Below are 25,612 nucleotides of genomic sequence, written 5' to 3' on the forward strand. Positions count from 1 at the left end.
TCAGCGGTCGCCCTCGCCCCGCTCATCGCCCTCCTCGCCCCCTTCGGCCTCTTCGTCAGCCAGTTCTCGGACGATCGCGTCCGCCTCCTCCGTACGGCCGAGCACGCGCAGCGCCTCCGCGTGAGCGGTGCGCACGACGCGCAGGTCCGTCGCGTACTTCTCCGGTTCCGCGGCGGCCAGCCGGCGGCAGAGAGCGACGGCCTCCTCAGCCGCCTGGAGCGCAGCGTGCGGGCGTTGTTCTCTGTGGTCGTCGGCGATCATCCACAAATTGCGCAGCAGTTCGGGCTCGTGGAGCGCCGGGTCCTGAGCCGCGAGCCTCCGTTGGATGGCGACCGCCTCGTCGGCGGCCTCGGCTGCCTCCTCGGTACGGCCGGAACCGATCAGAAAGGTACCGAGGTTGCCCAGTCCGCTCGCGAGGTCAGGTTCGTGGGCCAGCGGATTGACGGCGACCAGCCTGCGCAGGACCGACACGGCCTCCCGGGTCGTGGTCACCGCCTCCGCCACCCGGCCGACTGGCGATCTCCCACAGCCCGTCCGGAACAATCCAACTCCACGTACCCCGCCCCATACCGTGGTCAACGACGCCTCACCACGTAGGACACGGTCTAAGTGCCCGGGTGTTTCAGCCTGGGACCAGTGACTCGCTCCTGGCGGTCCAACGCTTGCCTGCCCCACTAGATCAACTCAACCGCGCCCTCGCGTAAGCAGCCATCGCGTCACGCTGGTAGGCGGCTAGGCCTTCGGCGACCCTCTCGTACAAGGCATTGAAATGTGGGTCATCTACGTACATCTCCCCAAGAGAGATGAACGTGGCAGCGTCCGCAATCCCGTATCGCCTAGCCTCGCGGTAGTACCAGTCGACTTCCTCCAGTACGGTCGGGTTGTCGGGCGATGTGCGAGCGACCATGAACTCGGCCATCCGAATCAGGCGGTCGGTGATGTCCTGTTCCTCGGCCTGTGTTTGCTCCGACTGCCGCTCGCGGGTTTTTGGATCATGCACCAGGTAGGCGAACCCCTCGAACAGGCTCTCCGGCCGGTTGATCTTCGGCTCTACCATAATGACGCCTTCTTCCCTGGTGTTCCCTGATTCGTGCCAGCAAGGAGGACAGTGGCTAGCCCGGAGGTGACGGTCAGTCAAGCCTGCTTTCACCATTGATTTGGGCTTCGCCACGCCGGATCTGGATCACCGCTCCGTCGAAGGGCCGATCAAAACCGCCATAGCTGTCTGGAGTGCCCATCCACCCAACCTCCCTGGTACACCGGGGCGCCCAGGACATCTGATTCGACCTCAAGCACCTTACCGCTGTGCTTGGCCGTCAACTTGATGTGGGTGCCCCCGTATACCTCGGGGAGGAATCGCTGGTTGTCGCCCCCCCACCATTTCCACTGATGCAGGCGCGCCCCTTGCGCGGTTGATATACCCTCGACATCCATGACTTTATCGACGTGCTGCGCAATGAGTCTTACGTAGCCGTCGCCTACGGGCTCCATTCTCCACCTTTGATTTCCGCCTCCCCAGTAGTCCCAGATTTGGACCTTGGCGCCGTCGACGTTCGATATACCCTCGACGTCGAGGACTTTATCGCTGAACTTGGAGTGCAGCGGTCGAACGGGAGAGCGGGCGAAGGTCACCCCGTACACCCACTCATCGGCGGTCCCGTTGTGGCTGGCCGAGAATCCCATGTGGGTGAAGTCGGGTTCTCGGATCAGTGCTTCATGGCCCGGGCTTTGCAGCCACCAATTCATGGGTGCGTCGGACTTTAGATATGCGCCACCCCAGTAGAGGATTTCGCCAGTCCGATTGTTCTCCGGAACCCAGCCTCCGGCACCGGCAGCCTCTACGATCCGTACTCCGGGGGTACTGTCGTCCGAACCCTTGTGGGCATCTCTACCGGGCGTCTTGTACACCCAGGGGTGATTTGCCATATCCGACGTGTGGCGGGCGGCTGCTGCCGATAGGTCCTTATCTATGAAGACTGGGATAAGGCCCTTCTCGGCCCGGTACTTGTTGATCCGCGTGAGGCAACCAACTCCGGCTAGAAATATGCCGAAGAGGAAGTCGCCGGGTCCAGCAGGCATGTCTCACTCACCCTATCCGTGCATGTGTCTAGTTCCAGCCTGTATGTATCTCAAGGATCGGTGCATCCGGTCTCTGTCGCCACTCGGGATGGAGCATGGGGATACCACAACGACCAGCGCAAGGAGCGAATCGGTACTGAGAGCCGTGTGAGGGGGTGTGAGTTGAGCGTCTGGTTCGGTGCGAGACGCCGCCGTGGATCGGCTGCGGATCTGATGGGAATGACGGGCCGACACCCATGAAGCGTTGCTTGAACTCGTCTGCCTGATCAACCACCGATAACTCGACTCCCTGTGGCAGCTGTTGCAATAACCCCGACGCCTGGACACTTGATTGTCAAGGGTGTCCGGGCCATTCGTGCAGGTCGTAAGCCTGACTGAACAGTCGGACACGTGGGACACTCTGCATGCAGACACGCCGTGAGCCCTGGGCCGTCTCCGGGCCGTGCGAGGGTGCCCGAGGCCGACCAAGGGCGACCGACGGTGACGGATGAGGCTGCGCCGTCGGCAGCAAAGCTCCAGGTCAGCGCCGCCCACCCATACCCGTTTCCCCCAGGGGTAGCGATCCGGCAAGATGGGGTGTTTCTTGCCATGCAGTAGCAAGTGGCGACCCAAGTAGGGTGCCGCGCATGCCCACTTCTCCTGATCGTGTCGACAGCCGAGAAACCCTGGCCGCCTTCGTCCGTTCCCTGCACCGCAGGCAAGCCGAGGATGGCGGCTCGTGGGAGAACGCGGATCTCGCGAGTTTCCTGGAGGCCTTGGCAGCGTGGATCGACGACGCGGACGGTTGGTACAGCAACGCCGGCGGCGAGTTGCCCGGCAGCGGTGACTGGACGTTCTTCGCACGAGCCTTGCAAGGGGCGACCATCTACGAATAGTCAGGGGCCCTGTCGAATGTGTATCGAAGTCGGCAATAGCCCGAACGCGGCATGCTGTAAGCACCAGGTCAGAGGTACTCCTCCGGCGATCCGTCCAAGCGCCTTCTAAGCGCTTGGCCGCAGGTTCGGGTCATGCCGGAGGCGCCACTAATCGCCAGTCCAGAGCGCATTGCAGAACGTCACGATCTGGGCATTTCCCTTGTGTGCGTGAGGTGTTGAGGGCTGATGTGGTGTGGGCGGAGACGTTTGCGGGGCTGCGGATGACGCTGTTCGTGGTGCCTACCGTTCGCTGAGCGAGTGCTGGTGGTGGTCTTCTGCCGCACGAGCCTCACCATGCGGTAGCTCGCACCCCTGTTCGAGATCTCGCCGGCGACGGTGCGCAGGGCCATCCGACGGCTTGGGCCGCTCCTCGGGTTCGAACCGGCCGCACGTCCCGTCGAGGCCGACAACCGGCTGTGGATCGTGGACGGCACGCTGGTCCCGGCCCGCGACCGCAAGGTCGATGCTTCCAGCGGCAACTACCGCTTCTCCCCGAAAGTGCAGGTCATCATCCATGCCGACACCCGCTTGGTGGTGGCCGCCGCCCGACCAGCACCGGGCAACCGGGCCAACGCCCACGTGTGACGCAACTCCGGCCTGCCGGACTGGTGCCATGGCGTTACCGTGCTCGGCGACGCCTACAACAACACCGACCTCGTCGTCCCGCACCGCAAACAGCCCGGCCGGCCCCTGATGGCGGGAGAGGCCGACAACGCCGAGCGCCGACGGGTCCACGCGCGGGTCGAGCATGCCATCGGCCGACTGAAGAAGCACAAGATCCTCCGAAACTGCCGACAGCACGACGACGGCCTCCACCGTGCGGGCCAAACGGTCTCCCAGATGCTGAACCTCACCCTGACCACATGATCATGAATCGTCCTCGTGAGTTCACCTCCATGTCGGCGGGGACCAGATGTACCGTCCCGAGGACGGCGAAGATCAGGTCGGTTCACCCCCGCGTCGGCGGGGACCACCGCACGGAGATGTACCGGTCGGGCATTCCCTTCGGTTCACCCCCGCGTCGGCGGGGACCACGCCATGCCCGGCGCGACCATCACCGCCATCAACGGTTCACCCCCGCGTCGGCGGGGACCACCAGCACGAAGGCCCGCGCCGACCAGTGCGGGCCGGTTCACCCCCACGTCGGCGGGGACCACGTGATCACGGCGCGGTCGCCATGCGTGCCCGCCGGTTCACCCCCGCGTCGGCGGGGACCACTAGGCAGCGCCGACCGGGCAGGACCGGGCCGTCGGTTCACCCCCGCGTCGGCGGGGACCACGTCGGCGGCCACACCCACAACAGGCACGGAGGCGGTTCACCCCCGCGTCAGCGGGGACCACGGGGGTGACGCCGTGGACGCCGTCGCGGTGCAGCGGTTCACCCCCGCGTCGGCGGGGACCACGTGATGCCGTGCTGGGCGCGCAGCTTGTCGGCCGGTTCACCCCCGCGTCGGCGGGGACCACATACCGCCCGAGCCCGCCGTCGACTCGCCGCTCGGTTCACCCCCGCGTCGGCGGGGACCACTCGCGACTGCGCCGGATGCTGTCTCCTCGCGCCGGTTCACCCCCGCGTCGGCGGGGACCACGGTGCGTCCATCGGTCTCGTCGCCGCGTTCGGAGGTTCACCCCCGCGTCGGCGGGGACCACGTGACGGGCCGGAGCGCGGTCGCAGCCAGCGTCGGTTCACCCCCGCGTCGGCGGGGACCACCTTCGTGACCTGCGGCTTAGCTCGTGCTTTGCTTGTTCTTTGCCAGGTGGGGTTGTTGTGGGGCAGCGGTCATGCGCATGAGGGTGAGTCCGTCGAAGTCAATGGGAACGCGGCGGCGAGTTCCAGCGGTACGGATGGCGTAGCCCTGTTCGGTCGGGGCGGGGTGGACTAGGACGGCGGCGCCGTCGGCGACGACTTCGGTGACGGCGTCCCAGAGTTGGTCGCGTACGCGGGCTGAGACGGTGCCGACGAAGATGCCGGGGACGACTTCGGTGGTCCAGCGGCTGAGGGCGCCGCGGAGGTGGTCGGGGACGGCGGTGGTGGCGATGACGAGCATGGAGGGCATGTCAGGTGCCGTCCGGTGCGTAGTTGACGCCGGCGGGGAGGGTTCCGGTCTTGGGGTCCCAGAGGTGGACGATGCGCACGTCGTAGCGGGTCGGGTCGTCTGAGTCGTCGTCGGTGGCGGTGGCGGTGGCAGGGGTGAGGAGGCGCTGGATGTCGTGGATGACGCGGGGCAGGAGGCGGATGAGGCGGAGTTCTTCGCGGAATTTGCGGCGGGCTTGCTGTTCGGGGTCGGTGGCCTGGTGGAGGGAGAAGGCGACGGGGAGGGTGGTGTCGGCTTTGTAGAGGTCGGCGATGTCGTAGACGAAGGCGTGCTGGGTGCCGGTGTGGACGAAGCCGAGGGCCGGTGAGCAGCCGAGGGCGAGAACGGCTGCGTGGATGATGCCGTAGAGGCAGGTGTTGGAGGCGGACAGGGCAAGGTTGACGGGGTCTTGCTGGTGCCACTGGTCAGGGTGGTAATTGCGGCGGAAGCGGCCGATGCCGTGTTGCTGGGCGAGGAGTTTGTAGAGGGCCTTCATGCGCTGGCCTTCCATGCCTCGTAGTTGGGCGAGGGTGGTTGCGTGGGGGACGGTGTCTTCGCCGAAGCGCATCTCGTACATGCGGGTGGCGACGGCGAGGCGTTGGTGGGGGTCGGCCCAGGCGGCGACCTGGTGTTCGAGCCAGCGGGTGGTGAGGGAGTCCGGGAGGATGCCGGCGTAGGCGCGGACGCCGCCAGCCCCGGTGCAGATGACGCTGGTGCCGTGGCGGGCGAGGGTGGTCAGGGCGCGGGTGGTGATGGAGACGCCGGGGCCCAGGAGCAGGCAGGTGAGTGCGGCGGTGGGGATGTGGACGGTGTCGGTGCGGTTGTCGTCGAGTTGGATCCGGGCGCAGACGCCGGTGTCGTCCTGGACGACGCGGACCATGTCGAGGTAGAGGAAGGACAGGGAGTCCGCGATGCGCGGGAGCATGGCGAGGGTGGGGGCGGCGAGGCGTCTGCGGGCGTCGCCGCCCCGGGGGCGGGTGTTCACGCGGGGGCGGGGGCGAGGCTGAGGAGGCCGGCGCCGTAGGACTTGGCTCGTCCGATGCCGGTGAGCAGGGCCTGGGCGAGGGCTTGGGGGTCGGTGATGGTGGCGGTGCCGTCGTAGCGCACGAGGTGGTGCCGGCCGCGCAGGGTTTGGCCGGTGCGGGGGTGTGCGGGGGTGAGGGGGGTGGGCAGGAGGGTGCGCAGTTCGAGGCCGGCTTCGGTGGCGCGGCGGGTCCACCACTGGTCGGCTTCCTGGCCGGTGAGGGGGATGCGCTGGCCGCGCTGGCCTTTGCGGTCCAGGGGCAGGCGTTCGGTTTTGACGGGGTTGACTGTGATGCGGTAGCGGACGGGCCGTCCTTGGGTGAGGGCGGCGAACATCGGGGTGAGGTCCTTGAGTTCGGTGTGGCCGTAGTCGTCGGGCAGGCGGGCGGGGTCCAGGGCGGTGGCCTGGACGAGGAGGGTGCTGGTGGTGTCGGTCTCGTCCAGGCGGTACAGGAGTCCGGCTGCTTGGCGGGGGCTTGTGCCGAGGTCGTCGGGGACCAGGCGCATCAGGGTGCGGTGCATCTGGGCGGCGTCGTGCAGGTCGCGCTGGACGGCGCGGCTGCGGGGGTTGAGGCGGATCCGGGCGAGTGCCGCGCTCATGCGGGGACCTCTTCCAACGCGTAGTCGATCAGTTTCTGGTGCAGGGCGTGGGGGTGGGCCGCCAGCTGGGCGGGCAGTTGCTGCACGGTGCGGTGGATGCGGCGGCGGTCGTGGCCGCGCCCGTCTGGGGCGAAGCTGCGGGGCATGTCCTGCACGGTGACGATGTCCGCCGTGGCGTCCGCTGTCTGGGGTGGGTGTTCCCACAGGAAGGTGACGGGGACGGTGCCGTCGCGAGGTGCGGGGCGGCTGGTGTCCCAGCTGAGGGGTACGTGGTGCAGGAGGTCGTTGACGGGGTCGGCTGCGTGGGTGCGCAGCAGGAGCGGTTCGTCGGGGACGCAGGAGCGGCGGCCGAGGTAGGGGGACCAGTGCGGCTGGTGCAGGGCGTGGGCGATGTGGGTGGTGGTGTCGTGGGGGCCGGTGACGGCGATGACGAAGACGGCGTCGGCGAGGTAGTGGCGGCGGGTGACGACGGCGGCGCCTTTGTTGCTGCCGCCGCTGGTGGCGGCGGTCTTCTCCTTGGGCTGGCCGCCGCCGACGGTGTGGTAGTCGATCATGCGGGTGCCGGGCCGGTCGATGCGGACGGTGAACTCCAGTGCCCGGTAGCGGTCCAGGGCGCTCGTGTCGTGGCGGGGGATGCCTTCGGCTGCGGCGAACATACCGGTCAGGGCGGAGCGGGTGGGGAAGGGGGCGGTGTCCCGGTCCGGAGTGAACGCCGAGCGCTCCCCCCAGGACTGCAGGGGTGCGGCCAGCCGCAGCAGCAAGCCGCTCATGCGTCGGCCCCGGTGGTGGGCAGCGCCGCCTCCAGCGCGGCGTCGATCAGATCGTAGAAGGAGTCGTGGACGGCGCCAAGCGGGGTGAGGTCGATGGTCTGCTCGGCGGGAAGGTTCGGGGGGTCCTCGATGGCGGCGTGGCCGTGGAAGGGGCGGTGACGGTCGCCGGTGAGCCGGTTGAGCTGGCCAGCGTAGGCGGCCAGGGCCTTGCGGGAGGCGCGGGCGAAGCCGCCGTCACTGTCCTTGACCGGGGTCTCGAACGCGGCTGCCAGGGAGAGGGGGCGCTGGGCACGCACGGCGAAATGGGCGAGGTCGGGGACGGTGTGGGGGGCGGTGCTGTTCTTCTTCGCCTGCGGCAGTGAGAGCAGGAAGTGCTCGGCGAAGGAGCCCAGCACGGTGCGGGCCGCCTTGCCGTCGCCGCCCAGGTTGGTGAGCAGGTCGGTGATGTTGACGGTGGCGTAGCGGTAGAAGACGCCGGCGCTGAACTCGCTGGTGTCCAGGTGGCCGCTGCCGGTGTCGGCTTCGCCGAGCCAGTCGTCGACGGCGGTGAAGTAGTCGCGCTGCGGCTCGGCGGCGTGGGTGGTGAAGGCGTGGGCGACCTGGGCGGCGCCGTCGACGTTGGCGCCGGGCAGTTCGGCGAGCATCCGCCCGAGCAGGCTGATAGATGCCGTTCGCCGCTTGAGGATCTCCTCGATACGCTCGACCGGCAGGATCTGCCCCGGCTTCTTCTTGCCCTGCCCCGCCTCCAGGGCGTCGCGGTGCTCGGCGCAGACCGCGACGAGTTCCTCCAGACCGCTCTCCGGCAGGAACAGCAGCACCGAGGTGTGCCCCTGCTGCTCGGTGCCGATGCCCTTCTTGCCCGCACTGGCGGCGACCTGGCCGCCGGCGAACTCGGCCAGCTCCGTCGGCCACCCCGCCCGCTCAAGTCCCTGACGGACCTTCACGGGCACCAGCCGGGTGCGGGCGGCCTTCTCCCCCAGGTCCCGCTCGACTCCGTGTCGGATCACCCGCTTCCACGACTGGCTGGAGACCCGGATCCGGGGGGCGTTGCCGTACCGGACGGTCTTCGGCGAGCCGAGGTCGTCACGGTTGAGGTTGGCGGCCGGAACCGACTGCAGGGCACTCAGGTCCAGGTACAGGGCGGTCATGCGAAATTCTCCTCAGGCAGTTCGGCGAGATCGGTCGAAGAAGCGTCGGTATGGCTGCCGACGGCAGCGTCGTCGGCGGTCTCGGCGTGCAGGGTGCGGAAGTAGCTCTCCAGCCAGCGGGTCGCGACACGGTCGCGGTCGCGGTCCCACCAGGTGAGGTCCTCCAAGAGCACCGCCCAGTCCACCGCGATGCCGCCGGACAGCAGATGACGGGTCATCGCGGGCAGCCGCACGTTCAGCGCCTCACTGCTCTGACGGCTGTACAGATGCAGGTCGCCCTCGGCCGAACCGGGCTTGATGATCTGGGCGTTGACCGCGTGGGCCAGGCTCGCGCCCAGGTTTGCCCGCGCGTACCAGTGCGACACGGCGCCCTCGGCTTCCGCGCGTTCGGCGTCAAGGGCCCGGGCCGAGCGCGGGCGGGCGGCGATCAGAGCGGCCACGGCGTAGTGGGCGCGCCGGGCGTCGGGGTGCATGCGCTCCGGCAGCCGTCGTACAAGGTAACGGTGGAGGCGGTTGCAGCGTTCGGCGGGCCGGCCCAGTCCGCTGCGCAGCGCCGACTGGGCCTGCTTGTTCGCGCACAGGTCCAGCACGTAGGCGACGAACGCGTCGGAGGGCCGCTGTGCGGCCAGCGGCGGTGACGCCGCGGCTGGGGGTGGGGTGGTCACGGCATGGTCCTCGAAAGGAAGAAGGGTGGGGTGGGTGGTCAGGCGGCGGGCCGCAGGAGGGCGCGCAGCGTCGAGCGGGCGCGGGTGCGGGCCCGCGCGACCCGGATGTCGGCACGGCCTGCCGTGCCGATGGCCTCGTCGAGCGCGGTCAGCGCCGCGTTCACCAGCGGCGGCAGCGGCGGGCTGTCGCACCGTTCGGCATCGGTCATCTTCCAGAACTCGCGCTCGGCCGCTGGCCAGTAGCGTCCCCGGGCCGCCATGGCCCACGGGCCGGGCTTCTTCCGGTCGAGCTTGACCTTGGTCTCCGACACGGCACTGGTGTCGGTGGCGAGCTTCCACGCCAGACGGGCGGCGTAGTCCAGGCGTTCGCCGACGTCCTCGGCCGCCCGGTGGCAGCGGGCCAGATGGCGCGCCATGCGCGGATCGGCCTCCTCCTGCCACTGCAGAACCGGAGGCGTGGTCGCCTCGAACCACGTCGTGTCCTTCTGCTGCCCGTCCTGATGGAAGCCGTAGGCACGCACCGACAGACGGGACCGAAGGTGCGACGGCAGGTCACCGAGAGCGGCGGGCCGAAGCGAGCGGTCGCCGCTGTCCATCAGCAGCAGGGCGTCCAGGTCCCGCCACAGCGCCCGCGCCCCGTCCGCCTCCCGCACCCGCAGCTGCCCGTCCTTGTCACGGTCGAGGACGGTGTACGGATCCCGGTCGGCGTGCCGGGGTCCGTGGGTCGACCAGGTGATGTAGGCGTCGCAGACACCGCTGCGGTCCGCCGACGGCTTCAGCAGCACCGCGTGCCGGAAGTGGCCGGTCAGCCGCCGCCCCGGCCAGGTCAGCTCCTGCGGCGGGCCGAGGGGGTCGGGCAACTCGCCAGCCTCCCACGGGCATTCGTCGCGCGCCTCCGCTTCCAGTCCTTCGCCCGGCAGCGGCACCGACAGCACCAAAGTTGTGAACAGATCCGGAGCCCACACGTGATACGAGACCGCCTTGCGCAGCGGCCCGGCGTCCCCGTTTCCGGGCTTGACGGTGGTGATACGGCGGGGCGTGCACTGCCCCGACGGCCCGTAGTACAACTGCGCGATCAGATGCCACACGGCTTCGGCCGCCGGGACCGCCACCGGCTCCCCGTCCGTGAAGTGACCGAACAGCACCGCCCCGTTGACCCCTGTGGGCCGCCCGAAGACCAGCTTGTTCACCCCCGAGGGATTCGGCAGCCCCTTGGCATCCACACACTCCGCCGCCAGACGCGGATCCTGCAGGAACGGCCGTTGCGGATCGAACAGATCGAACCGCCCCGCAGGCACCTCCTCGTCGAGATACGCATCCACCGCCCCAGGGTCGAACCGGCCCCCGGCCAGGACCCGGTCACGTACCCCCAGCCACGAGACGATCTCCTCCGCCACGTCCCCGTCGTCCAGACGCACACCCTCGTCGTCGCGGGCGATCCGCGCGGTCATCGCCGCGAGAATCCGCAACAGCCCGGACGCCGCCGGCGGAACCGGCAGCTCCAGATCCACGATCTCGTGCGCCCGTTGGAACAACTCCCGCAGCCCGCACCACGCGGACCCCCCATCCGCCCACCGCACCGCAATCCACGGCTCGTCCCGCAAGTCGAAACCGTCCGCCATGCTCCCCTCCCTCACGTGGTGTCCACCCCCGCCTCACCAGGGCATGCCAAAGGCCCCGTGCTTCACGTCCACAGGGGACGTGAAGCGGTTGGACACAGTGAAACAGGCAGCACTGACAACGCTCGGCGCACACTCGAAAACACCCGAACTTCCGTGTGCTTATGGCGAGTTGCTGGCTCTCCTCGTGCTGGCTCCTCCCCCGGTGGCTGAGGGTTCGCCGGGGCGACAGGTTCGAACAGTTACTGCCGGACCAGTCCCAAGTCCGGATCGAGGCGAAGGGCCTTGCCGCCCACCGGCACCGGATGCACCTGGCCGTCGGTAATGGGCTGGCGCAGCATGACGAGATCGCCGAGCAGCGGGTGCTCCGCCCACTCTTCCGGGACTTTGTGGGGCTCGAACTCGCCCTTGAACCACTCGGCGTTGACCGGGATGGTCCGCGCCATCACCGCCCTGACGTCCGCAGGCATCAGCTTTCCGGCCATACCCGGCAGCGGCTTCGTGCCGTCCGGGTCCAGAGTGGTGGTGCCGTCGGCGTGGGCGTACGCACACAGCAGGCGTACGGCGTCGGCGCCGAGCCGGGTCGCCGCCTCCCATTCCTCCTCCGCCCCGTCCAGGTGATGCAGACGGTGCAAACCCGGCACATTGCGCGCCCGCGGGATGACGAGCACACGTCCGACGCTGCGTTCAGCCAGTTCCTTGCCCCGGTAGGCGGTGTAGGCCGCCGACTTCGCCGGATCGCTCCAGACGAACCGGTTCGCGCTGTGACCGTGCACCTCCTCGACCAGTTCCTGCACATCCTGAGGGATAGCCAGCGGCTGCTCCCCGCGCCGGTTCAGAACCTCGGAGGTCTCGCGCAGGAGGAATTCCGCGTACACCTCGCCCCACTGGGCCGGCACACCACGGCCCGCGGCCAGCGGGTCCAGCACGACCAGCTGCGGCTGGCTCGCCCAGGCGGGCCGTTTCCGCCCCTGGGGACACCCGTGTTTCGCCCACCAGGTCTCGTGCCGCCAGCAGCGGCCTGCCCGCTGCAGCAACAGCGCCAGCGGAGCCAGGTCGCTGATGACGATGTCCGCGTCCAGGTCGAGGGACTGCTCGACGACCTGCGTGGCCACCACGATCCGCCGCACCGGGCGCGGTCCGGACCGTCCCAGTCCGGCCGTGACCGCCTGCGTGCGTAGTTCGCGGTCATCGCCGGGGAACCGGGCGTGCAGCAGCTGCACCGCGTCCTCGCCCCGCGCCGGCAGCAGGTCGGCCAAACTCAGATAGGTCTGCTGGGCCTCGGCGACGGTGTTACACACCACCAGCGTGCAACCGCCCTCACCCCCGGTCACCGGCTCCAACAGCCGCCGGATCACCGCCAGCCGCCCCAGACCCCCGGACTCACCATGGACCACCGGCTCCATACGGACCCGCAGTTCCATGGGCCGCTCGGCCTCCTGCTCCTCCCGCCGCTCCCGCGACATCCGAGTGCACACACCGTCGGCCCCGTCCACATACAGCCAACCCGGGTACGGAGCCCGAAATGAACGCCCCGTCAGCTCCGACCGGTTGTGTCCCGTCCCCCGCAGATATTCCTTGATCAGCTGGTCGCTCACCGACGCGGGCAGCGTCGCCGACAGCAGCACCACCGGCACCCCGTACGCGCCCAGCCAGTTCAGCAGCCGCCCCAACAGCACCTGCATGTACGGGTCGTAGGCGTGCGCCTCGTCCACGATGAACGTCTTGCCCGACAGCGCCAGCAGCCTCAGCGCGTTGTGCCGCACCGGCAGCACCCCCAGCAGCGCCTGGTCTACCGTGCCCACCGCGAACTGGGCCAGCAGCGCCCGCTTCGCACCACGCAGCCAGCGCCGCGGCCTCATGTCCGCCTCCCGCCGCGCCGCCCCGGCCGTGCCGCCCTCGTCCCCCTCACACGTCAGCACCCGCAGCCCGCCCGGCGCGTCGTCGTCCGCGTACGCGCTGTTCAACCAGGCCATGCTGTGCGTCAGCGTGAGCCCGGCTTCCGGCCCAGCCTGCCGGGCCACCACACCCGCCACCCGCCCGTACATCTGGTCACTGGTCGCCATCGTCGGCAGCAGGAACACAAACCCCCGCGTGCCCAACCGGCCGGACAGCACCCGCTCCGCCTCCAGAGCGGTCTCGCTCTTGCCGTCCCCCGGAGCCGCGGTCACCAGCATGATCCCGCCCCGCCGCCCGGCCCCGGCCGAGGTGTCCTGCACGCTCACCGCTGCGGGGAGCTCCTCCGCGACCGACCGCTGCAGCGGATTGGGCTCCCCCGCGATGCCGTACGCCTCGGCGAAGTCCTTCCGCTCCAGCTCCACCGGCAACAGGCCCGCCTCACGCACCAGACCCTCGGCATCCGCACACGATCGCTCGAAATGCGCCGCCAGAGTAGACTTCGGCGCCTCGTGCCGGGCCCGCACGTACGTCTCCTGGCTCACCAGCCAGTCCGCCAGGATCACCACACCGGTCACCAGGACCGCCGCCGGCGCCTCCACCTCCTGGGGCGGCAACGGCCGTCCCAACGCGTCGAACACCGCACCAGCATGGGCAACCCTCTGGGCGGCCCAAACCGGACCTCCCAACAGGTCCATGTTCGCCGGGTGAAATTCCTGCAACTCGTGGAACCGGCCGTGATGCCCGCCGATGATCTCCGCGACCCGCCGCATCGCCCCGTTCACCGAGCTGTCGCCGTCCCGGCACCCCAAGACGGCCAGGACCACGGAAGCCGCCTGCATCCCAGCAACCTCGTGCGGCATCCGCTCCACCCCGATACGCCCCCGGTCCCTGGACAGAGCCTCGCTCAGTCTCGCGCCGGCACGGCGGTCACACAGCTGGAAACCCGAGAGCTTGCCCACGTCATGAAGCCCCGCGCACATCGCGGTCCACGACCGGGCACGCCCCGGATCACCCGGCATCCCCAACCCCGCCGCGATACAACGCCGCTGCCCCTCCGACAGATAGCGATCCCACAAGAACAACGCCACCGCCGCCGCATCCAGCAGATGCCGCACCAGCGGATACGGCCCCAACTCCCGATCCAGCCCCCGCGACTTCCCCCACACCGACTCATCCACCACGCCAAACTGGCCACCCATCACGACCCCTCCCCCGGAACCGACCACACCTAGGCCCGCAGACCCAACCACACACCACTGACAATCCCAGGCCACAGCCCGATACAGTCCACCTATGCACCCCCTACCAACCACCCACCCTTACTTAAAGGGATGGCAAAGCCACCTCTAAAGACCAGGTCAGGAAGTGTGGTCCCCGCCGACGCGGGGGTGGTTCGACGGGGTTCTCGCCGACGACCGATGGGCGCAGGTGGTCCCCGCCGACGCGGGGGTGGTTCGAAGTGAGGTAGCACCATGGCATCTCCCTCCGCGTGGTCCCCGCCGACGCGGGGGTGGTTCGGCCAGCATTGCCGCCTTCGAGCTGTCGTCGGCGTGGTCCCCGCCGACGCGGGGGTGGTTCGACGGTGAGCCAGCAGTCGGACAGCTTCGTCTCGTGGTCCCCGCCGACGCGGGGGTGGTTCGCCACCGACGGCGTCTTCCCGTTCACCCCACGGGTGGTCCCCGCCGACGCGGGGGTGGTTCGCCAACACGGACGGGAACGCGCGGTTCTACGGCGTGGTCCCCGCCGACGCGGGGGTGGTTCGATGAGCAGTCGCAGGAGACCGCCGAAGGTGGCGTGGTCCCCGCCGACGCGGGGGTGGTTCGATGCTGGAGTACGCGCGCGACTCTGGCCAGGTGTGGTCCCCGCCGACGCGGGGGTGGTTCGTCCGACCGCCAGCCCGGCCCGCGCACACCACCGTGGTCCCCGCCGACGCGGGGGTGGTTCGCTGCGGGGCTCCGCGGTCGTCATCCTGCTGACGTGGTCCCCGCCGACGCGGGGGTGGTTCGCCGACATCCTCGCCTTCCTCAACGGGAGCCCCGTGGTCCCCGCCGACGCGGGGGTGGTTCGGCATCCGCCCGGCCGGCCGCCAAGGCCCGGCCGTGGTCCTCGCCGACGCGGGGGTGGTTCGACGGCGCAATCATCCGGCCGTCGATCTGTGTCGTGGTCCCCGCCGACGCGGGGGTGGTTCGTCCAAGCTGAGGACGGGGTTGCCGACGTGGACGTGGTCCCCGCCGACGCGGGGGTGGTTCGCTGGTCGACTCGGTCACCAAGGGTGTCACCGGGTGGTCCCCGCCGACGCGGGGGTGGTTCGCCTCTCCACCACCGCCGCCACCGTGTCCGGGTGTGGTCCCCGCCGACGCGGGGGTGGTTCGATCCGGCCCGGTGACAAGGTCTGGGTCCCCGGAGTGGTCCCCGCCGACGCGGGGGTGGTTCGTAGATGACCTTGCCCAGGTCCGGCATGATCAGGTGGTCCCCGCCGACGCGGGGGTGGTTCGTCGGCGGGGGTCAATCGTCTGCATCTGTCCTGGTGGTCCCCGCCGACGCGGGGGTGGTTCGGTCGCCCAGGGCCGCGGCTGACCGCTGACCGAGTGGTCCCCGCCGACGCGGGGGTGGTTCGTCGTCGCCACGCTGAAGGCGAAGATCGTCAGCGTGGTCCCCGCCGACGCGGGGGTGGTTCGGTCCGGCGCTACCAGGGACGGCGGACGCTGTGGTGGTCCCCGCCGACGCGGGGGTGGTTCGCGCCGCAACAGCGCGAATGGCAGCACGGCGCTGTGGTCCCCGCCGACGCGGGGGTGGTTCGAGCGCGGGTACGTACGGCCGCGACCTGTTGGAGTGGTCCCCGCCGACGCGGGGGTGGTTCGCGTGTCCACGGAATCAACATCGACCTGGGAGTGTGGTCCCCGCCGACGCGGGGGTGGTTCGGCGCTGGCGGTAAGTCCGGCCTGAGGCGGTGTGTGGTCCCCGCCGACGCGGGGGTGGTTCGTTTCTGCGCGGAGTCGGCGAGGCTGGCGAGGAGTGGTCCCCGCCGACGCGGGGGTGGTTCGATGCGGCTGTTGGCCGTGACCGCCGTGGTGTTGTGGTCCCCGCCGACGCGGGGGTGGTTCGTACGAGTCTTACCGGACGCTGGTCGTTCCTCCGTGGTCCCCGCCGACGCGGGGGTGGTTCGCCGGGATGTTGACGCACTGTGCCACCGCAAGGGTGGTCCCCGCCGACGCGGGGGTGGTTCGGCCGGCGGGTTCAGCTCGTCGATCTGACGCCCGTGGTCCCCGCCGACGCGGGGGTGGTTCGTCGAGGGCGGCCATGCGGCCGAGGTGCCAACTGTGGTCCCCGCCGACGCGGGGGTGGTTCGAACGCGGTGTGGACGGGCGCGCCGTTCTGGTGGTGGTCCCCGCCGACGCGGGGGTGGTTCGTAGATGTCCTTCGCCCGGCCGGTAGACGCATCGTGGTCCCCGCCGACGCGGGGGTGGTTCGGTGACCGGGTCCATCTCCACCGTGCGGTCGCCGTGGTCCCCGCCGACGCGGGGGTGGTTCGCCCGTGGGCGTGCTGATCGCCATGCTGCGGAGGTGGTCCCCGCCGACGCGGGGGTGGTTCGCTGGGCGCACGAGTGGTCCCCGCCGACGCGGGGGTGGTTCGACGATGGCCGGTCTCGTCGACCCGTCCCTGGCGTGGTCCCCGCCGACGCGGGGGTGGTTCGGCGAATGGCACGATCAGGCCCTTGAGGGTGGGTGGTCCCCGCCGACGCGGGGGTGGTTCGCCGTTGCGGCGCCGGTGCGCCTGCACAAGGCGGTGGTCCCCGCCGACGCGGGGGTGGTTCGGGATCAGGCAGCGGCGCGGGCCGCAGCACGGCGTGGTACCCGCCGACGCGGGGGTGGTTCGCCGCCGACCCCGGCCTGACTGGAGCCTCCCCCGTGGTCCCCGCCGACGCGGGGGTGGTTCGCCGCCGACCCCGGCCTGACTGGAGCCTCCCCCGTGGTCCCCGCCGACGCGGGGGTGGTTCGGCGCAGGGCCTGGACGGCGAGGTCATCGTCACGTGGTCCCCGCCGACGCGGGGGTGGTTCGCGCTGTGTGGGCTTCTCCGGGGCCGGGGCGGGGTGGTCCCCGCCGACGCGGGGGTGGTTCGTGGGAGACGCCGCACACTCGCAAGCCACGCTGGTGGTCCCCGCCGACGCGGGGGTGGTTCGCTCGGCGGCGAGGTCGTCCGCGCCACCGCCCTGCGGTCCCCGCCGACGCGGGGGTGGTTCGGTCGTCGTCGACGCTCGAGAGGAGATGCCCCGGTGGTCCCCGCCGACGCGGGGGTGGTTCGATCCCGGTCTCCATCGTTCGGGTACTGCCGGCGTGGTCCCCGCCGACGCGGGGGTGGTTCGGCGCTCGCCGACAAGAACAACCCGGAGGCCGAGGTGGTCCCCGCCGACGCGGGGGTGGTTCGTCTGTAGACAGACGGGCGAGAAAATGTCGACTGTGGTCCCCGCCGGCGCGGGGGTGGTTCGTGCCAGAGGTGTACGACCAGGAAGCGGCCCCGGTGGTCCCTGCCGACGCGGGGCTGGTTCGGTCCCGATCCTGCCCGGCCTGGAGCAGATCGCGTGGTCCCCGCCGACGCGGGGGTGGTTCGCCGGCCGCCCGTCCGACGAAGCCGTTGCGCAGGTGGTCCCCGCCGACGCGGGGGTGGTTCGCCGCGGCGCTCGAGTTCCTCCATGATCGTCTGGTGGTCCCCGCCGACGCGGGGGGTTCGCGCGTGGGCGACGCAGGTGCGGAGATGCGTCGGTGGTCCCCGCCGACGCGGGGGTGGTTCGACACCCCGCCCGGGACAACCCGAATCCTGGGCGTGGTCCCCGCCGACGCGGGGGTGGTTCGCAGGCCGCCGAGGGTGCCGGGCAGGCTCCGCCGTGGTCCCCGCCGACGCGGGGGTGGTTCGACGTACGCGACGACGACGGCCGGGACCGAATCGTGGTCCCCGCCGACGCGGGGGTGGTTCGGCCGACGTGGCTGCGGCCGCGTTCAAGCGGCTGTGGTCCCCGCCGACGCGGGGGTGGTTCGCCCTCGAAGACGTCGATGCGGGGGCCGCCGTAGTGGTCCCCGCCGACGCGGGGGTGGTTCGGCCGCGCCCCGGCGGTCAGGGGGAGGGTCAGGGTGGTCCCCGCCGACGCGGGGGTGGTTCGGCGCAGGAGAAGGCCAGCACGAACGCCATGTCGTGGTCCCCGCCGACGCGGGGGTGGTTCGGCGGAGGAGATCGCTGGGCGGGCGCGCACGATGTGGTCCCCGCCGACGCAGGGGTGGTTCGATCTTGTCAGCCTGGTTCGCGCCCACGCCCGAGTGGTCCCCGCCGACGCGGGGGTGGTTCGCTGTAGCCCTCCGGACACGACTGACCATCCTCGTGGTCCCCGCCGATGCGGGGGCGGTTCGCTCGGCCCGCTCTCGTGGGGGTGGATCGTTGGGTGGTCCCCGCCGACGTGGGGGTGGTTCGTCGTCCGGGCGCATCTGGCGCCAGTCCATGCCGTGGTCCCCGCCGACGCGGGGGTGGTTCGACCATGGTCGCGAAGAGCTGGGGGCCAAGGTCGTGGTCCCCGCCGACGCGGGGGTGGTTCGCTGATCGAGACCCTCGGCTCTGCCGGCCTGCCGCGGTCCCCGCCGACGCGGGGGTGGTTCGTTCAAGGCCAAGATGGAGTCCTCGCACCGTGGATGGTCCCCGCCGACGCGGGGGTGGTTCGCCGGAGGCCGAGTGGCCCAGCGGCACGTTCGTGTGGTCCCGCCGACGCGGGGGTGGTTCGTTGGGCAGGGTGTCCATGCCTGTCCCACCCCCGTGGTCCCCGCCGACGCGAGGGTAGTTCGCCGCTCGGTCATGCGTTCAGGGTCTGGGGCGAGTGGTCCCCGCCGACGCGGGGGTGGTTCGCCGATCGGGCCCTAGCCCCCCTCAAGTGGCGGTAGCCCACTGGTCAGCGTCGTCATCCCGACCTACAACCGGCCGGAGTTACTGGACGGCGCTCTGCAGAGTGTCGCCGAGCAGGAACCGCAGGGCCGCCTGGAAGTGATCGTCGTCAACAACGGAGGGCAAAGCATGGCCCCGTCGTCGACGGCTGACACGGCAGACTCCCGGTCACCTTCATCGACCTCGACCGGCGTACCGGCCCGGCGAGCGCGCGCTATGCCGGGCTGGAGCACGCCGCCGGGGACTACATTGCCTTCCTCGACGATGACGACCTGTTCCTGCCGGGCCATCTCGCGGCGGGCTGCGAGGCGCTGGAGCACGGCGACGCCGACTTCGCCTATACAGGCGCCATCGTCTCTAACCGACGGCTGACCAAGCCAGAATCCGGGGAGATCAAAGCCATGCAGGCTTGGGGGCATATCCCCCAGGCCAAGGTGACGACTGAAGGGCATCGAGGCCACGCTGTCGACGCACCACGCATACACAGCAAGTGCACCCTGCACGTTCACCCATTGAAACTGTCGCAGCGAACTTTTTCCGACAGCCCTTTGCCCGCTCCGTTCGCATCCAGGCACCAGGGATAGCGGACGACGACACGAGGGGCTGACTTTAGCGGCTGGATCGCCTGGCGCCGCGTCAAATTCCGATCGATGAGGCCGCGATGCACGGTGCCGCTCGGCGGCGCAACAGGCACCGTCCCTTCCCGTACACCACGCCCAGCTCTTCACCGACGCGTCGATCAACGCTCGAACCACGGCCGCTGCCCCTGAGCATGACGTTGCACGTGACCTTCGCTCCAGCAAGGCAGATACTGCCCTCGGCAGGTTCCCGACCTCCACCTGATGGCCGACCCGGGATAGCCTGACACGCCGTCACCAAAGTCAGCAGCAAGTCAGCGTCAGTACCGCCAGAGCCCGCCTCGGACCGCTACGGACCGCCAAGATCAACAACCGAAGAAACAACCTCTGACCAGCAAAAACGCAGGTCGGAGGCGCACCTGCTAAGCTCCCTTGGAGGTACCCATGAAGATGCTGATCAACGTGGCCGAGAGCGTGGTCGCCGACGCGTTGCGGGGCATGGCTGCCGCGCATCCCGAGCTGACCGTGGACGTGGAGAACCGGGTGGTGGTGCGGCGGGACGCGCCGGTGGCCGGGAAGGTCGGGCTGGTCTCCGGGGGCGGATCGGGGCACGAGCCGTTGCACGGCGGGTTCGTGGGGCCCGGGATGCTGTCGGCGGCCTGTCCCGGGGAGGTGTTCACGTCGCCCGTGCCGGACCAGATGGTGCGGGCGGCGGCAGCCGTGGACAGCGGCGCCGGGGTGCTGTTCATCGTGAAGAACTACACCGGTGACGTGCTGAACTTCGACATGGCCGCCGAGCTCGCCGAGGACGAGGGCATCCAGATCGCCAAGGTGCTCGTCGACGACGACGTCGCCGTCACCGACAGCCTCTACACCGCCGGGCGGCGCGGCACGGGCGCGACGCTGTTCGTGGAGAAGATCGCGGGGGCCGCCGCCGAGGAGGGGCAGCCGCTGGAGCAGGTCGAGGCACTGGCCCGGCAGGTCAATGAGCACTCCCGCAGCTTCGGGGTGGCGCTGAGCGCCTGCACCACCCCTGCCAAGGGCAGCCCCACCTTCGATCTCCCCGCCGGGGAGCTGGAGTTGGGCGTCGGCATCCATGGTGAGCCGGGTCGTGAGCGGCGCGCCATGATGACCTCGCGGGAGATCGCCGACTTCTCGGTGAACGCCATCCTGGACGACATGAGCCCCCGCAACCCGGTGCTGCTGCTCGTCAACGGCATGGGCGCCACGCCCCTGCTGGAGCTGTACGGCTTCAACGCGGAGGTGCAGCGGGTGCTCACCGAGCGCGGGGTCGCCGTGGCCCGCACCCTCGTCGGCAACTACGTCACCTCGCTCGACATGGCCGGCGCGTCGGTGACGCTGTGCCAGGTCGACGAGGAGCTGCTGCGGCTGTACGACGCGCCGGTGCGGACGCCGGGGCTGCGCTGGGGTGTGTGAGCGGGCCCAACCGGCGGCCCCGCACGGCCGGGTCGCGTGGCAGCGCCCCCTCACCATCAGTCGATTCACTCACCACGCAAGGAGATTCCGTGCTCGACGCCGATTTCTTCCGTCGCTGGATGACGGCCACCGCGGCCTCGGTGGAGCGCGAGGCCGAGCGGCTCACGGCGCTCGACTCACCGATCGGGGACGCCGACCACGGCAGCAATCTGCGCCGCGGGTTCGCCGCCGTGACGGCCGTGCTGGAGAAGGAGGCGCCGGACACGCCCGGCGCCGTCCTCGTGCTCGCCGGACGGCAGCTGATCTCGACCGTCGGCGGCGCGTCCGGCCCGTTGTACGGCACCCTGCTGCGCCGGACCGGCAAGGCGCTCGGCGACGCCGCCGAGGTGAGCGAGGCCCAGCTCGGGGACGCGCTGCGCGCCGGGGTCGACGCGGTCATGACGCTGGGCGGGGCTGCCCCGGGGGACAAGACCATGATCGACGCGCTGGTCCCGGCGGTCGACGCGCTCGCCGAGTCCTTCGCCGCGGCGCGGGTCGCGGCCGAGGAGGGGGCCTCGGCGACCACACCGTTGCAGGCCCGCAAGGGCAGGGCCAGCTATCTGGGCGAGCGGAGCATCGGCCACCAGGATCCCGGTGCCACCTCCGCAGCGCTGCTGATCGCCGCCCTCGCCGCCACCGCCGACCCGGAGGCCGCCGATGTCTGAGGAGAAGCGGGTGGGCATCGTGCTGGTGTCGCACAGCGCCGCCGTCGCCGACTCGGTGGCCGAGCTGGCGCGGGGGCTCGCCGGGGCGGGCGCCTCCGTTCCCGTCGCCCCGGCCGGCGGCACCGAGGACGGCGGCCTGGGCACCAGCGCCGAACTGATCTCGGCGGCGGCCGCCTCCGTCGACCGGGGCGCCGGGGTCGCGGTCCTGACCGACCTCGGCAGCGCGGTGCTCACCGTGAAGGCGCTCCTCGCCGAGGGCGACGAACTCCCGGCCGACACGCGGCTGGTGGACGCCCCGTTCGTGGAGGGCGCCGTCGCGGCGGTCGTCACGGCCTCGACGGGCGCGGACCTCACGGCGGTGGCGGCCGCGGCGTCGGAGGCGTACTCGTACCGGAAGGAGTGACCCCACGACCGCCCCGGGGAGACGACATCTCCGGGGCCGCCGCGCTTTCGGACGCTGCCGCATCCGACGCCCTGCCCCATCCGACGCGCCGCCCCATCCGACGCCCTGCCCCATCCGACGCGCCACTCCATCCGACGCGCCGCCCCATCCGACGCGCCGCCGCCCCATCTGACGGCAGGCCCCGGGGGGCGGGCCGACCGCACCAGGGGATGGTGGGCGCGTGCGGGGAGGAGCGGTGGTGTCAGTTCGTCGTTCCGCCGCGCATCGTCGCCGCTCGGCGCGGCACCGAACCCTCCACCCACTTCCGGGCCAGCTCCTCGCCCAGTTCGACCGCCGCTTCGTGGTCCTCGATCGGGGTCACCTCGGAGTCCTCGAAGACGATGTAGGTGACCCCGGACGCGGTGCCGCCGGTGCGCGGGTCGGGGCGGATGCCGAGCGCCTCGGCGGTGGCGTAGGAGGCCTCGCCGATGATGTTCTGCGGACCGGTGTCGCCCACGACGGCGTACTCGACCCGGTCCCCGTGGACGACGGCGGCGACGGAACCGCCCTTGATGCCGTGGACCCGGTAGTCCCAGACGCGGCTCGGCGCGGGGACGACGACGAACGGCAGGCTCTCGGAGCGGAGGTGGCGTCCGTCGGACTGCAGGAAGGACGTGGCGGGCTGGAACCACGGATCGGTCTCACGGTTGCAGCGCGGACTCGGCCGGCCGTCGCAGTCGATGTCCATGTCGGCCTTCCAGTGCACCGCGCCGTCGACCCCGCAGACCGGGATCACGGCGGGCTTCCCCGCGTCGCTGCTGTAGAGCCCCTCGGAGACCCGGACACAGCCGCGCGCCCTGGCCAGCAGCTCGGCGGCGGTCACACCGCCCTCGTACCGCGCCGGGTGCTGCTGATGGGCCAGGGCGGGCAGGGCGACGGGGGCCAGCAGGGCGGCGCCGACGGCGGCCAGCGTCAACGAGCGGACACGCACGATGAGGGACCCTCTCCTGGGGGGACATGACGGACACTCACCCAAAGGTGGTGCGGGTCGGAGAGGACGGCCACCGGGAGGGGGCCGGACGGACCACGCCACGCTCCTGGCGCGGGTGTGCGGCCGAGGGCCCGGGCCGGACTCGGCCCCGGCCGCTCGGCCGCTCTCGTCGGCGCGGGATCGGCGACGACAGCGGCCCGCGCCGTACGGCATGAACTGGCCTGGCACAGAGGCGAGTTCACGCCGTGTCGGAGCACCAGCATACGTAGCCGCCCGGCGTGCCGTGAACCGCGTCCTTCCCCGACCCACCCCTTGATGTGACCGCGTCAGTCATGCCATACATGGAGATAGGTACAGACCAATCCACAGACCGATCCCGCATGGCTCGACGATCGAGGAGGCAGGATCGTGCGACGCGTTCCCGGACCGGCACTCGTCCTGATGCCGGCCCTCTGCTGCTCGCTGCTCCTCACCGCCGGCTGCGCGACCGAGGAGCGCCCCGGCAGTCGCCCGCCGCCCGCACCACCCGGCGTGACCGCCGACGCGGGCAGCGCCACCAGCGTGCACGTCATGTGGAACCGGGCGCCCGGGGACACGGAGATCGCCGGGTACGAGGTGTACCGGGGCCGTGACATGGTGAAGGACGTGCCGGGCGACGAGCACATGGTGGACGTCACCCGGCTCCGGCCCTCCACCACGTACGTGTTCACCGTGCGGGCCCGCGGCGCCTCCGGGGACCTCGGGCCGCCGAGTGCGGAGGTCCGGGTCACGACACCCGCCGCCGGGACGGCGGACCGACGGGCCCCGAGCCGGCCCGGGCGCCTCGAAGGGAAGGTGCTCGGGAGCAGGGCGGTGCAGCTGTCCTGGGAGCCGTCGACGGACGACCGGGACGTGGTGTCGTACGACATCCTGCAGGGCGGCTCGAAGATCCACGGTGTGGGCGGGGAGCAGACGGCGGCCGTGGTCACGGGGTTGCGGCCCGGCACCCGCTACTCCTTCACCGTGCGGTCACGCGACGCGGCGGACAACCTCTCGCCCGTGAGCGCGCCGGTACGGCTCACCACCGCTCCGGGCGCGGACGACGGGCGGGCCACCGCGCCCACCGGATTGCGCGCGACTGCGCGCCGGGACGACCAGGCGTACTCCGTGGAGCTGTCCTGGCTGCCGCCGCCCGTCGACGGGGTGGTCACGGAGTACGAGATCCAGCTCGACGGGCGGACGGCGACCACCCTCGTCTGGGGCGGGACCCCGCCCCGGGGCCGGGCCACGTACCGCTTCCACGTGGGCCGGGAGACCGGGGTGACGTACCGCGTGCGGATCCGGGCGAAGCTGCCGGACGGGACGTGGGGCGGGTTCTCGGCGGAGCGGACGGTCACCACCGACGGGTGAGAGCCACGGTGTCCCCCGCACGGCGGTACGCGTCACCTGCCCGGGTGTCGTCCGCATGCGGGCGCGGCGCGGGGCACGTTGGCTCACCCCTGAGCAGCACGGTTCCCCCGATCCTCGGCGGCGCAAGGGATGTGCCGTCACCGTGCCGCTGGAGGGCAGACCATGCGTACGTCTCAGCTACTCCTCCGCTCCGGCCTGACGGTGGCCGCCGCCGCGCTGCCGATCGCCCTGACCGCGCAGCCTGCCGCGGCGGTCCCGACGGGGATCTCGGTGAGCACCACGGGCTCCTCGGTGAGCGTGACCACGAGCGATTGCCCCGACAGCGCCAACGGCACGTTCGGCACCGCCTCGCTGCTCTCCGGCGGGCAGGCGAACTTCTCCCAGGGGCGTCAGGTGACGCTCACCGGCACCAGCACCGCCCAGTCCGCCTCCTGGGCGAACGTGGGCCCGGGTACCTACACCGTGATCGTGGTGTGCAAGGACGGGACCACGGCGGGCACCCAGTCCGTCATCGTCACGGCGGCCACGCCCACCATCTCGACGACGGCCTCGCCCGCACGCGGCGTCATGGGCGGCGTCGGCGGCGCGACCCGGGAGTACGGCACCGTCACCCTCGTGGGCGGCGGAGCGCTGGTGGCCCTGGGCACCGGAGCGGCCGTCTGGTACCTGCGCCGCCGTGCCAAGCCGCACCGCCTCTGACCTCCGGTGGGCGCTCGTCGCGATGCCCGGATGAGCGGCAGCCCGTGACGCGTACGGCCGCCTACTCCGCGCCGGCGCTCTCCTGCTCGGCGCTCCCGTCCGCGCCGCCGCCGGTGTCCCCCGGCAGCGTCTCGAACTCCTCCAGGGCGCCCGTCAGCCACTGGGTCCAGAAGGTCTGCAGGTCGATCCCCGCCCGCAGGATCAGATGCTGGAGCCGGTCCTGGGCGGTGTCGCGGCCCGGCCCGAAGTCCCGCTGCTCGATCTTCTGGTACTCCGCCAACTTCCGCCGGTGCAGCGCGAGATGGCGCCGCAGTTCGTCCTCGAGACCCGCCGTGCCGACCACGGCTGCGGCTCGCAGCCGGACGAAGAGCGCGTCGCGCCACGGCTTGGGGTCCTGGGGTGCGGAGGTCCAGCGGGCCAGTTCCTCGCGGCCGGCCGGCAGTACCTCGTAGCTCTTCTTCTGGCCCCGGGCGGGCCGTTCGGAGGGCAGGGCCCGGATGTAGCCCTCGCCCTCCAGTTTCCCGAGCTCGCGATAGATCTGCTGGTGCGTCGCCGACCAGAAGTAGCCGATCGACCTGTCGAACCGCCGGGTCAGCTCCAGGCCCGACGAGGGCTTCTCGAGCAGGGCGGTGAGGATCGCGTGCGGGAGTGACATGGGCTCATCCTAGGAAGGCCGGGGGTGCGCGACGGCCGCACGCACCCCCTCGGACGGATTCCCGC

The 25,612-nt window shown here is 70.9% G+C and carries 20 protein-coding genes, 2 pseudogenes and 3 CRISPR repeat arrays; of the genes and pseudogenes, 8 read left to right on the forward strand and 14 right to left on the reverse strand.

The window, feature by feature from the left end; all coding sequences use genetic code 11:
• The 4 genes and pseudogenes from L3078_RS04260 to L3078_RS04270 form a co-directional block, all read right to left on the reverse strand.
• Complete coding sequence (locus L3078_RS04260; RefSeq protein ID WP_239750828.1) at positions 1-492, reverse strand: hypothetical protein; 492 nt, start codon at positions 490-492, stop codon at positions 1-3.
• Positions 479-568, reverse strand: a pseudogene (locus tag L3078_RS44895) (IS5/IS1182 family transposase); the annotation flags it as partial. The gene L3078_RS04260 and the pseudogene L3078_RS44895, both read right to left, overlap by 14 nt.
• 111 nt (positions 569-679) lie before the next feature.
• Complete coding sequence (locus L3078_RS04265; protein WP_239750830.1) at positions 680-1,057, reverse strand: TipAS antibiotic-recognition domain-containing protein; 378 nt, start codon at positions 1,055-1,057, stop codon at positions 680-682.
• Positions 1,058-1,206: 149 nt separating this feature from the next.
• Positions 1,207-2,079, reverse strand: a complete 873-nt coding sequence (locus L3078_RS04270; RefSeq protein WP_239750834.1) for an RICIN domain-containing protein — start codon at positions 2,077-2,079, stop codon at positions 1,207-1,209.
• A 626-nt stretch (positions 2,080-2,705) separates the two neighbouring features.
• Between L3078_RS04270 and L3078_RS04275 the strand changes: the two genes are divergently transcribed.
• Together L3078_RS04275 and L3078_RS04280 are read left to right on the forward strand one after the other, a co-directional pair.
• Entirely contained in the window at positions 2,706-2,954 is a 249-nt protein-coding gene (locus tag L3078_RS04275; protein ID WP_239750835.1) for a DUF7660 family protein, read from the forward strand.
• A gap of 203 nt (positions 2,955-3,157) precedes the next feature.
• A pseudogene (locus tag L3078_RS04280) lies at positions 3,158-3,860 on the forward strand (transposase family protein).
• 78 nt (positions 3,861-3,938) lie between these two features.
• Positions 3,939-4,700: direct repeats of the CRISPR family, unit length 29 nt; unit sequence CGGTTCACCCCCGCGTCGGCGGGGACCAC.
• A 16-nt stretch (positions 4,701-4,716) separates the two neighbouring features.
• Here L3078_RS04280 and cas2e read toward each other — a convergent pair.
• The 8 genes from cas2e to cas3 all read right to left on the reverse strand — a co-directional run bounded on the left by cas2e (position 4,717) and on the right by cas3 (position 13,987).
• Complete coding sequence (gene cas2e, locus L3078_RS04285) at positions 4,717-5,046, reverse strand: type I-E CRISPR-associated endoribonuclease Cas2e (RefSeq protein WP_239750837.1); 330 nt, start codon at positions 5,044-5,046, stop codon at positions 4,717-4,719.
• A 1-nt stretch (position 5,047) separates the two neighbouring features.
• Positions 5,048-5,989, reverse strand: a complete 942-nt coding sequence (gene cas1e, locus L3078_RS04290; RefSeq protein ID WP_239760203.1) for a type I-E CRISPR-associated endonuclease Cas1e — start codon at positions 5,987-5,989, stop codon at positions 5,048-5,050.
• Between the two features lie 56 nt (positions 5,990-6,045).
• Positions 6,046-6,687, reverse strand: a complete 642-nt coding sequence (gene cas6e, locus L3078_RS04295) for a type I-E CRISPR-associated protein Cas6/Cse3/CasE (RefSeq protein WP_239750839.1) — start codon at positions 6,685-6,687, stop codon at positions 6,046-6,048.
• A complete protein-coding gene (gene cas5e, locus L3078_RS04300; protein WP_239750841.1) occupies positions 6,684-7,457 on the reverse strand; it encodes a type I-E CRISPR-associated protein Cas5/CasD in 774 nt (257 codons plus the stop codon). The genes cas6e and cas5e overlap by 4 nt, the downstream gene beginning before the upstream one ends.
• Complete coding sequence (gene cas7e / locus L3078_RS04305; RefSeq protein WP_239750843.1) at positions 7,454-8,605, reverse strand: type I-E CRISPR-associated protein Cas7/Cse4/CasC; 1,152 nt, start codon at positions 8,603-8,605, stop codon at positions 7,454-7,456. Before cas7e ends, cas5e begins: the two co-directional genes overlap by 4 nt.
• On the reverse strand, positions 8,602-9,270 hold the full coding sequence (casB, locus tag L3078_RS04310; RefSeq protein ID WP_239750845.1) for a type I-E CRISPR-associated protein Cse2/CasB: 669 nt from the start codon (positions 9,268-9,270) through the stop codon (positions 8,602-8,604). The genes cas7e and casB overlap by 4 nt, the downstream gene beginning before the upstream one ends.
• A 38-nt stretch (positions 9,271-9,308) precedes the next feature.
• A complete protein-coding gene (casA, locus tag L3078_RS04315; protein WP_239750847.1) occupies positions 9,309-10,892 on the reverse strand; it encodes a type I-E CRISPR-associated protein Cse1/CasA in 1,584 nt (527 codons plus the stop codon).
• Between the two features lie 239 nt (positions 10,893-11,131).
• Positions 11,132-13,987 carry a CRISPR-associated helicase Cas3' gene (cas3, locus tag L3078_RS04320; protein WP_239750849.1) on the reverse strand — a complete coding sequence of 952 codons (2,856 nt, stop codon included), beginning with the start codon at positions 13,985-13,987 and terminating at the stop codon, positions 11,132-11,134.
• A gap of 168 nt (positions 13,988-14,155) precedes the next feature.
• A CRISPR array of direct repeats spans positions 14,156-16,382; the repeat unit is 29 nt; unit sequence GTGGTCCCCGCCGACGCGGGGGTGGTTCG.
• A 72-nt stretch (positions 16,383-16,454) separates the two neighbouring features.
• A CRISPR array of direct repeats spans positions 16,455-18,676; the repeat unit is 29 nt; unit sequence GTGGTCCCCGCCGACGCGGGGGTGGTTCG.
• Positions 18,677-18,936: 260 nt separating this feature from the next.
• On the opposite strand from cas3, the gene L3078_RS04325 reads away from it, so the two are divergent.
• The 4 genes from L3078_RS04325 (at position 18,937) to dhaM (ending at position 21,834) form a co-directional block, all read left to right on the forward strand.
• The gene (locus tag L3078_RS04325; RefSeq protein WP_338059561.1) at positions 18,937-19,296 is read left to right on the forward strand and encodes a glycosyltransferase; all 360 of its coding nucleotides are present in this window, start codon (positions 18,937-18,939) and stop codon (positions 19,294-19,296) included.
• Positions 19,297-19,734: 438 nt separating this feature from the next.
• Entirely contained in the window at positions 19,735-20,727 is a 993-nt protein-coding gene (gene dhaK / locus L3078_RS04330; protein ID WP_239750851.1) for a dihydroxyacetone kinase subunit DhaK, read from the forward strand.
• Between the two features lie 89 nt (positions 20,728-20,816).
• The gene (gene dhaL / locus L3078_RS04335; RefSeq protein ID WP_239750854.1) at positions 20,817-21,431 is read left to right on the forward strand and encodes a dihydroxyacetone kinase subunit DhaL; all 615 of its coding nucleotides are present in this window, start codon (positions 20,817-20,819) and stop codon (positions 21,429-21,431) included.
• Positions 21,424-21,834 (forward strand): dihydroxyacetone kinase phosphoryl donor subunit DhaM, encoded by a 411-nt coding sequence (dhaM, locus tag L3078_RS04340; protein WP_239750858.1) that lies wholly within the window; start codon positions 21,424-21,426, stop codon positions 21,832-21,834. Before dhaL ends, dhaM begins: the two co-directional genes overlap by 8 nt.
• Positions 21,835-22,075: 241 nt before the next feature.
• Here dhaM and L3078_RS04345 read toward each other — a convergent pair whose 3' ends face one another.
• The gene (locus L3078_RS04345) at positions 22,076-22,804 is read right to left on the reverse strand and encodes a glycoside hydrolase family 75 protein (protein WP_239750861.1); all 729 of its coding nucleotides are present in this window, start codon (positions 22,802-22,804) and stop codon (positions 22,076-22,078) included.
• 441 nt (positions 22,805-23,245) lie between these two features.
• Here L3078_RS04345 and L3078_RS04350 point away from each other — a divergent pair, with 441 nt between their 5' ends.
• Positions 23,246-24,193 (forward strand): fibronectin type III domain-containing protein, encoded by a 948-nt coding sequence (locus tag L3078_RS04350; protein ID WP_239760204.1) that lies wholly within the window; start codon positions 23,246-23,248, stop codon positions 24,191-24,193.
• Between the two features lie 162 nt (positions 24,194-24,355).
• The gene (locus tag L3078_RS04355; protein WP_239750864.1) at positions 24,356-24,892 is read left to right on the forward strand and encodes a hypothetical protein; all 537 of its coding nucleotides are present in this window, start codon (positions 24,356-24,358) and stop codon (positions 24,890-24,892) included.
• Between the two features lie 61 nt (positions 24,893-24,953).
• Here the strand turns inward: L3078_RS04355 and L3078_RS04360 are convergent, their stop codons facing one another.
• Entirely contained in the window at positions 24,954-25,547 is a 594-nt protein-coding gene (locus tag L3078_RS04360) for a PadR family transcriptional regulator (protein ID WP_239750866.1), read from the reverse strand.
• Positions 25,548-25,612: the final 65 nt, after the last annotated feature.

This window comes from Streptomyces deccanensis (assembly GCF_022385335.1).
In the GTDB taxonomy this organism is placed as follows: domain Bacteria; phylum Actinomycetota; class Actinomycetes; order Streptomycetales; family Streptomycetaceae; genus Streptomyces; species Streptomyces deccanensis.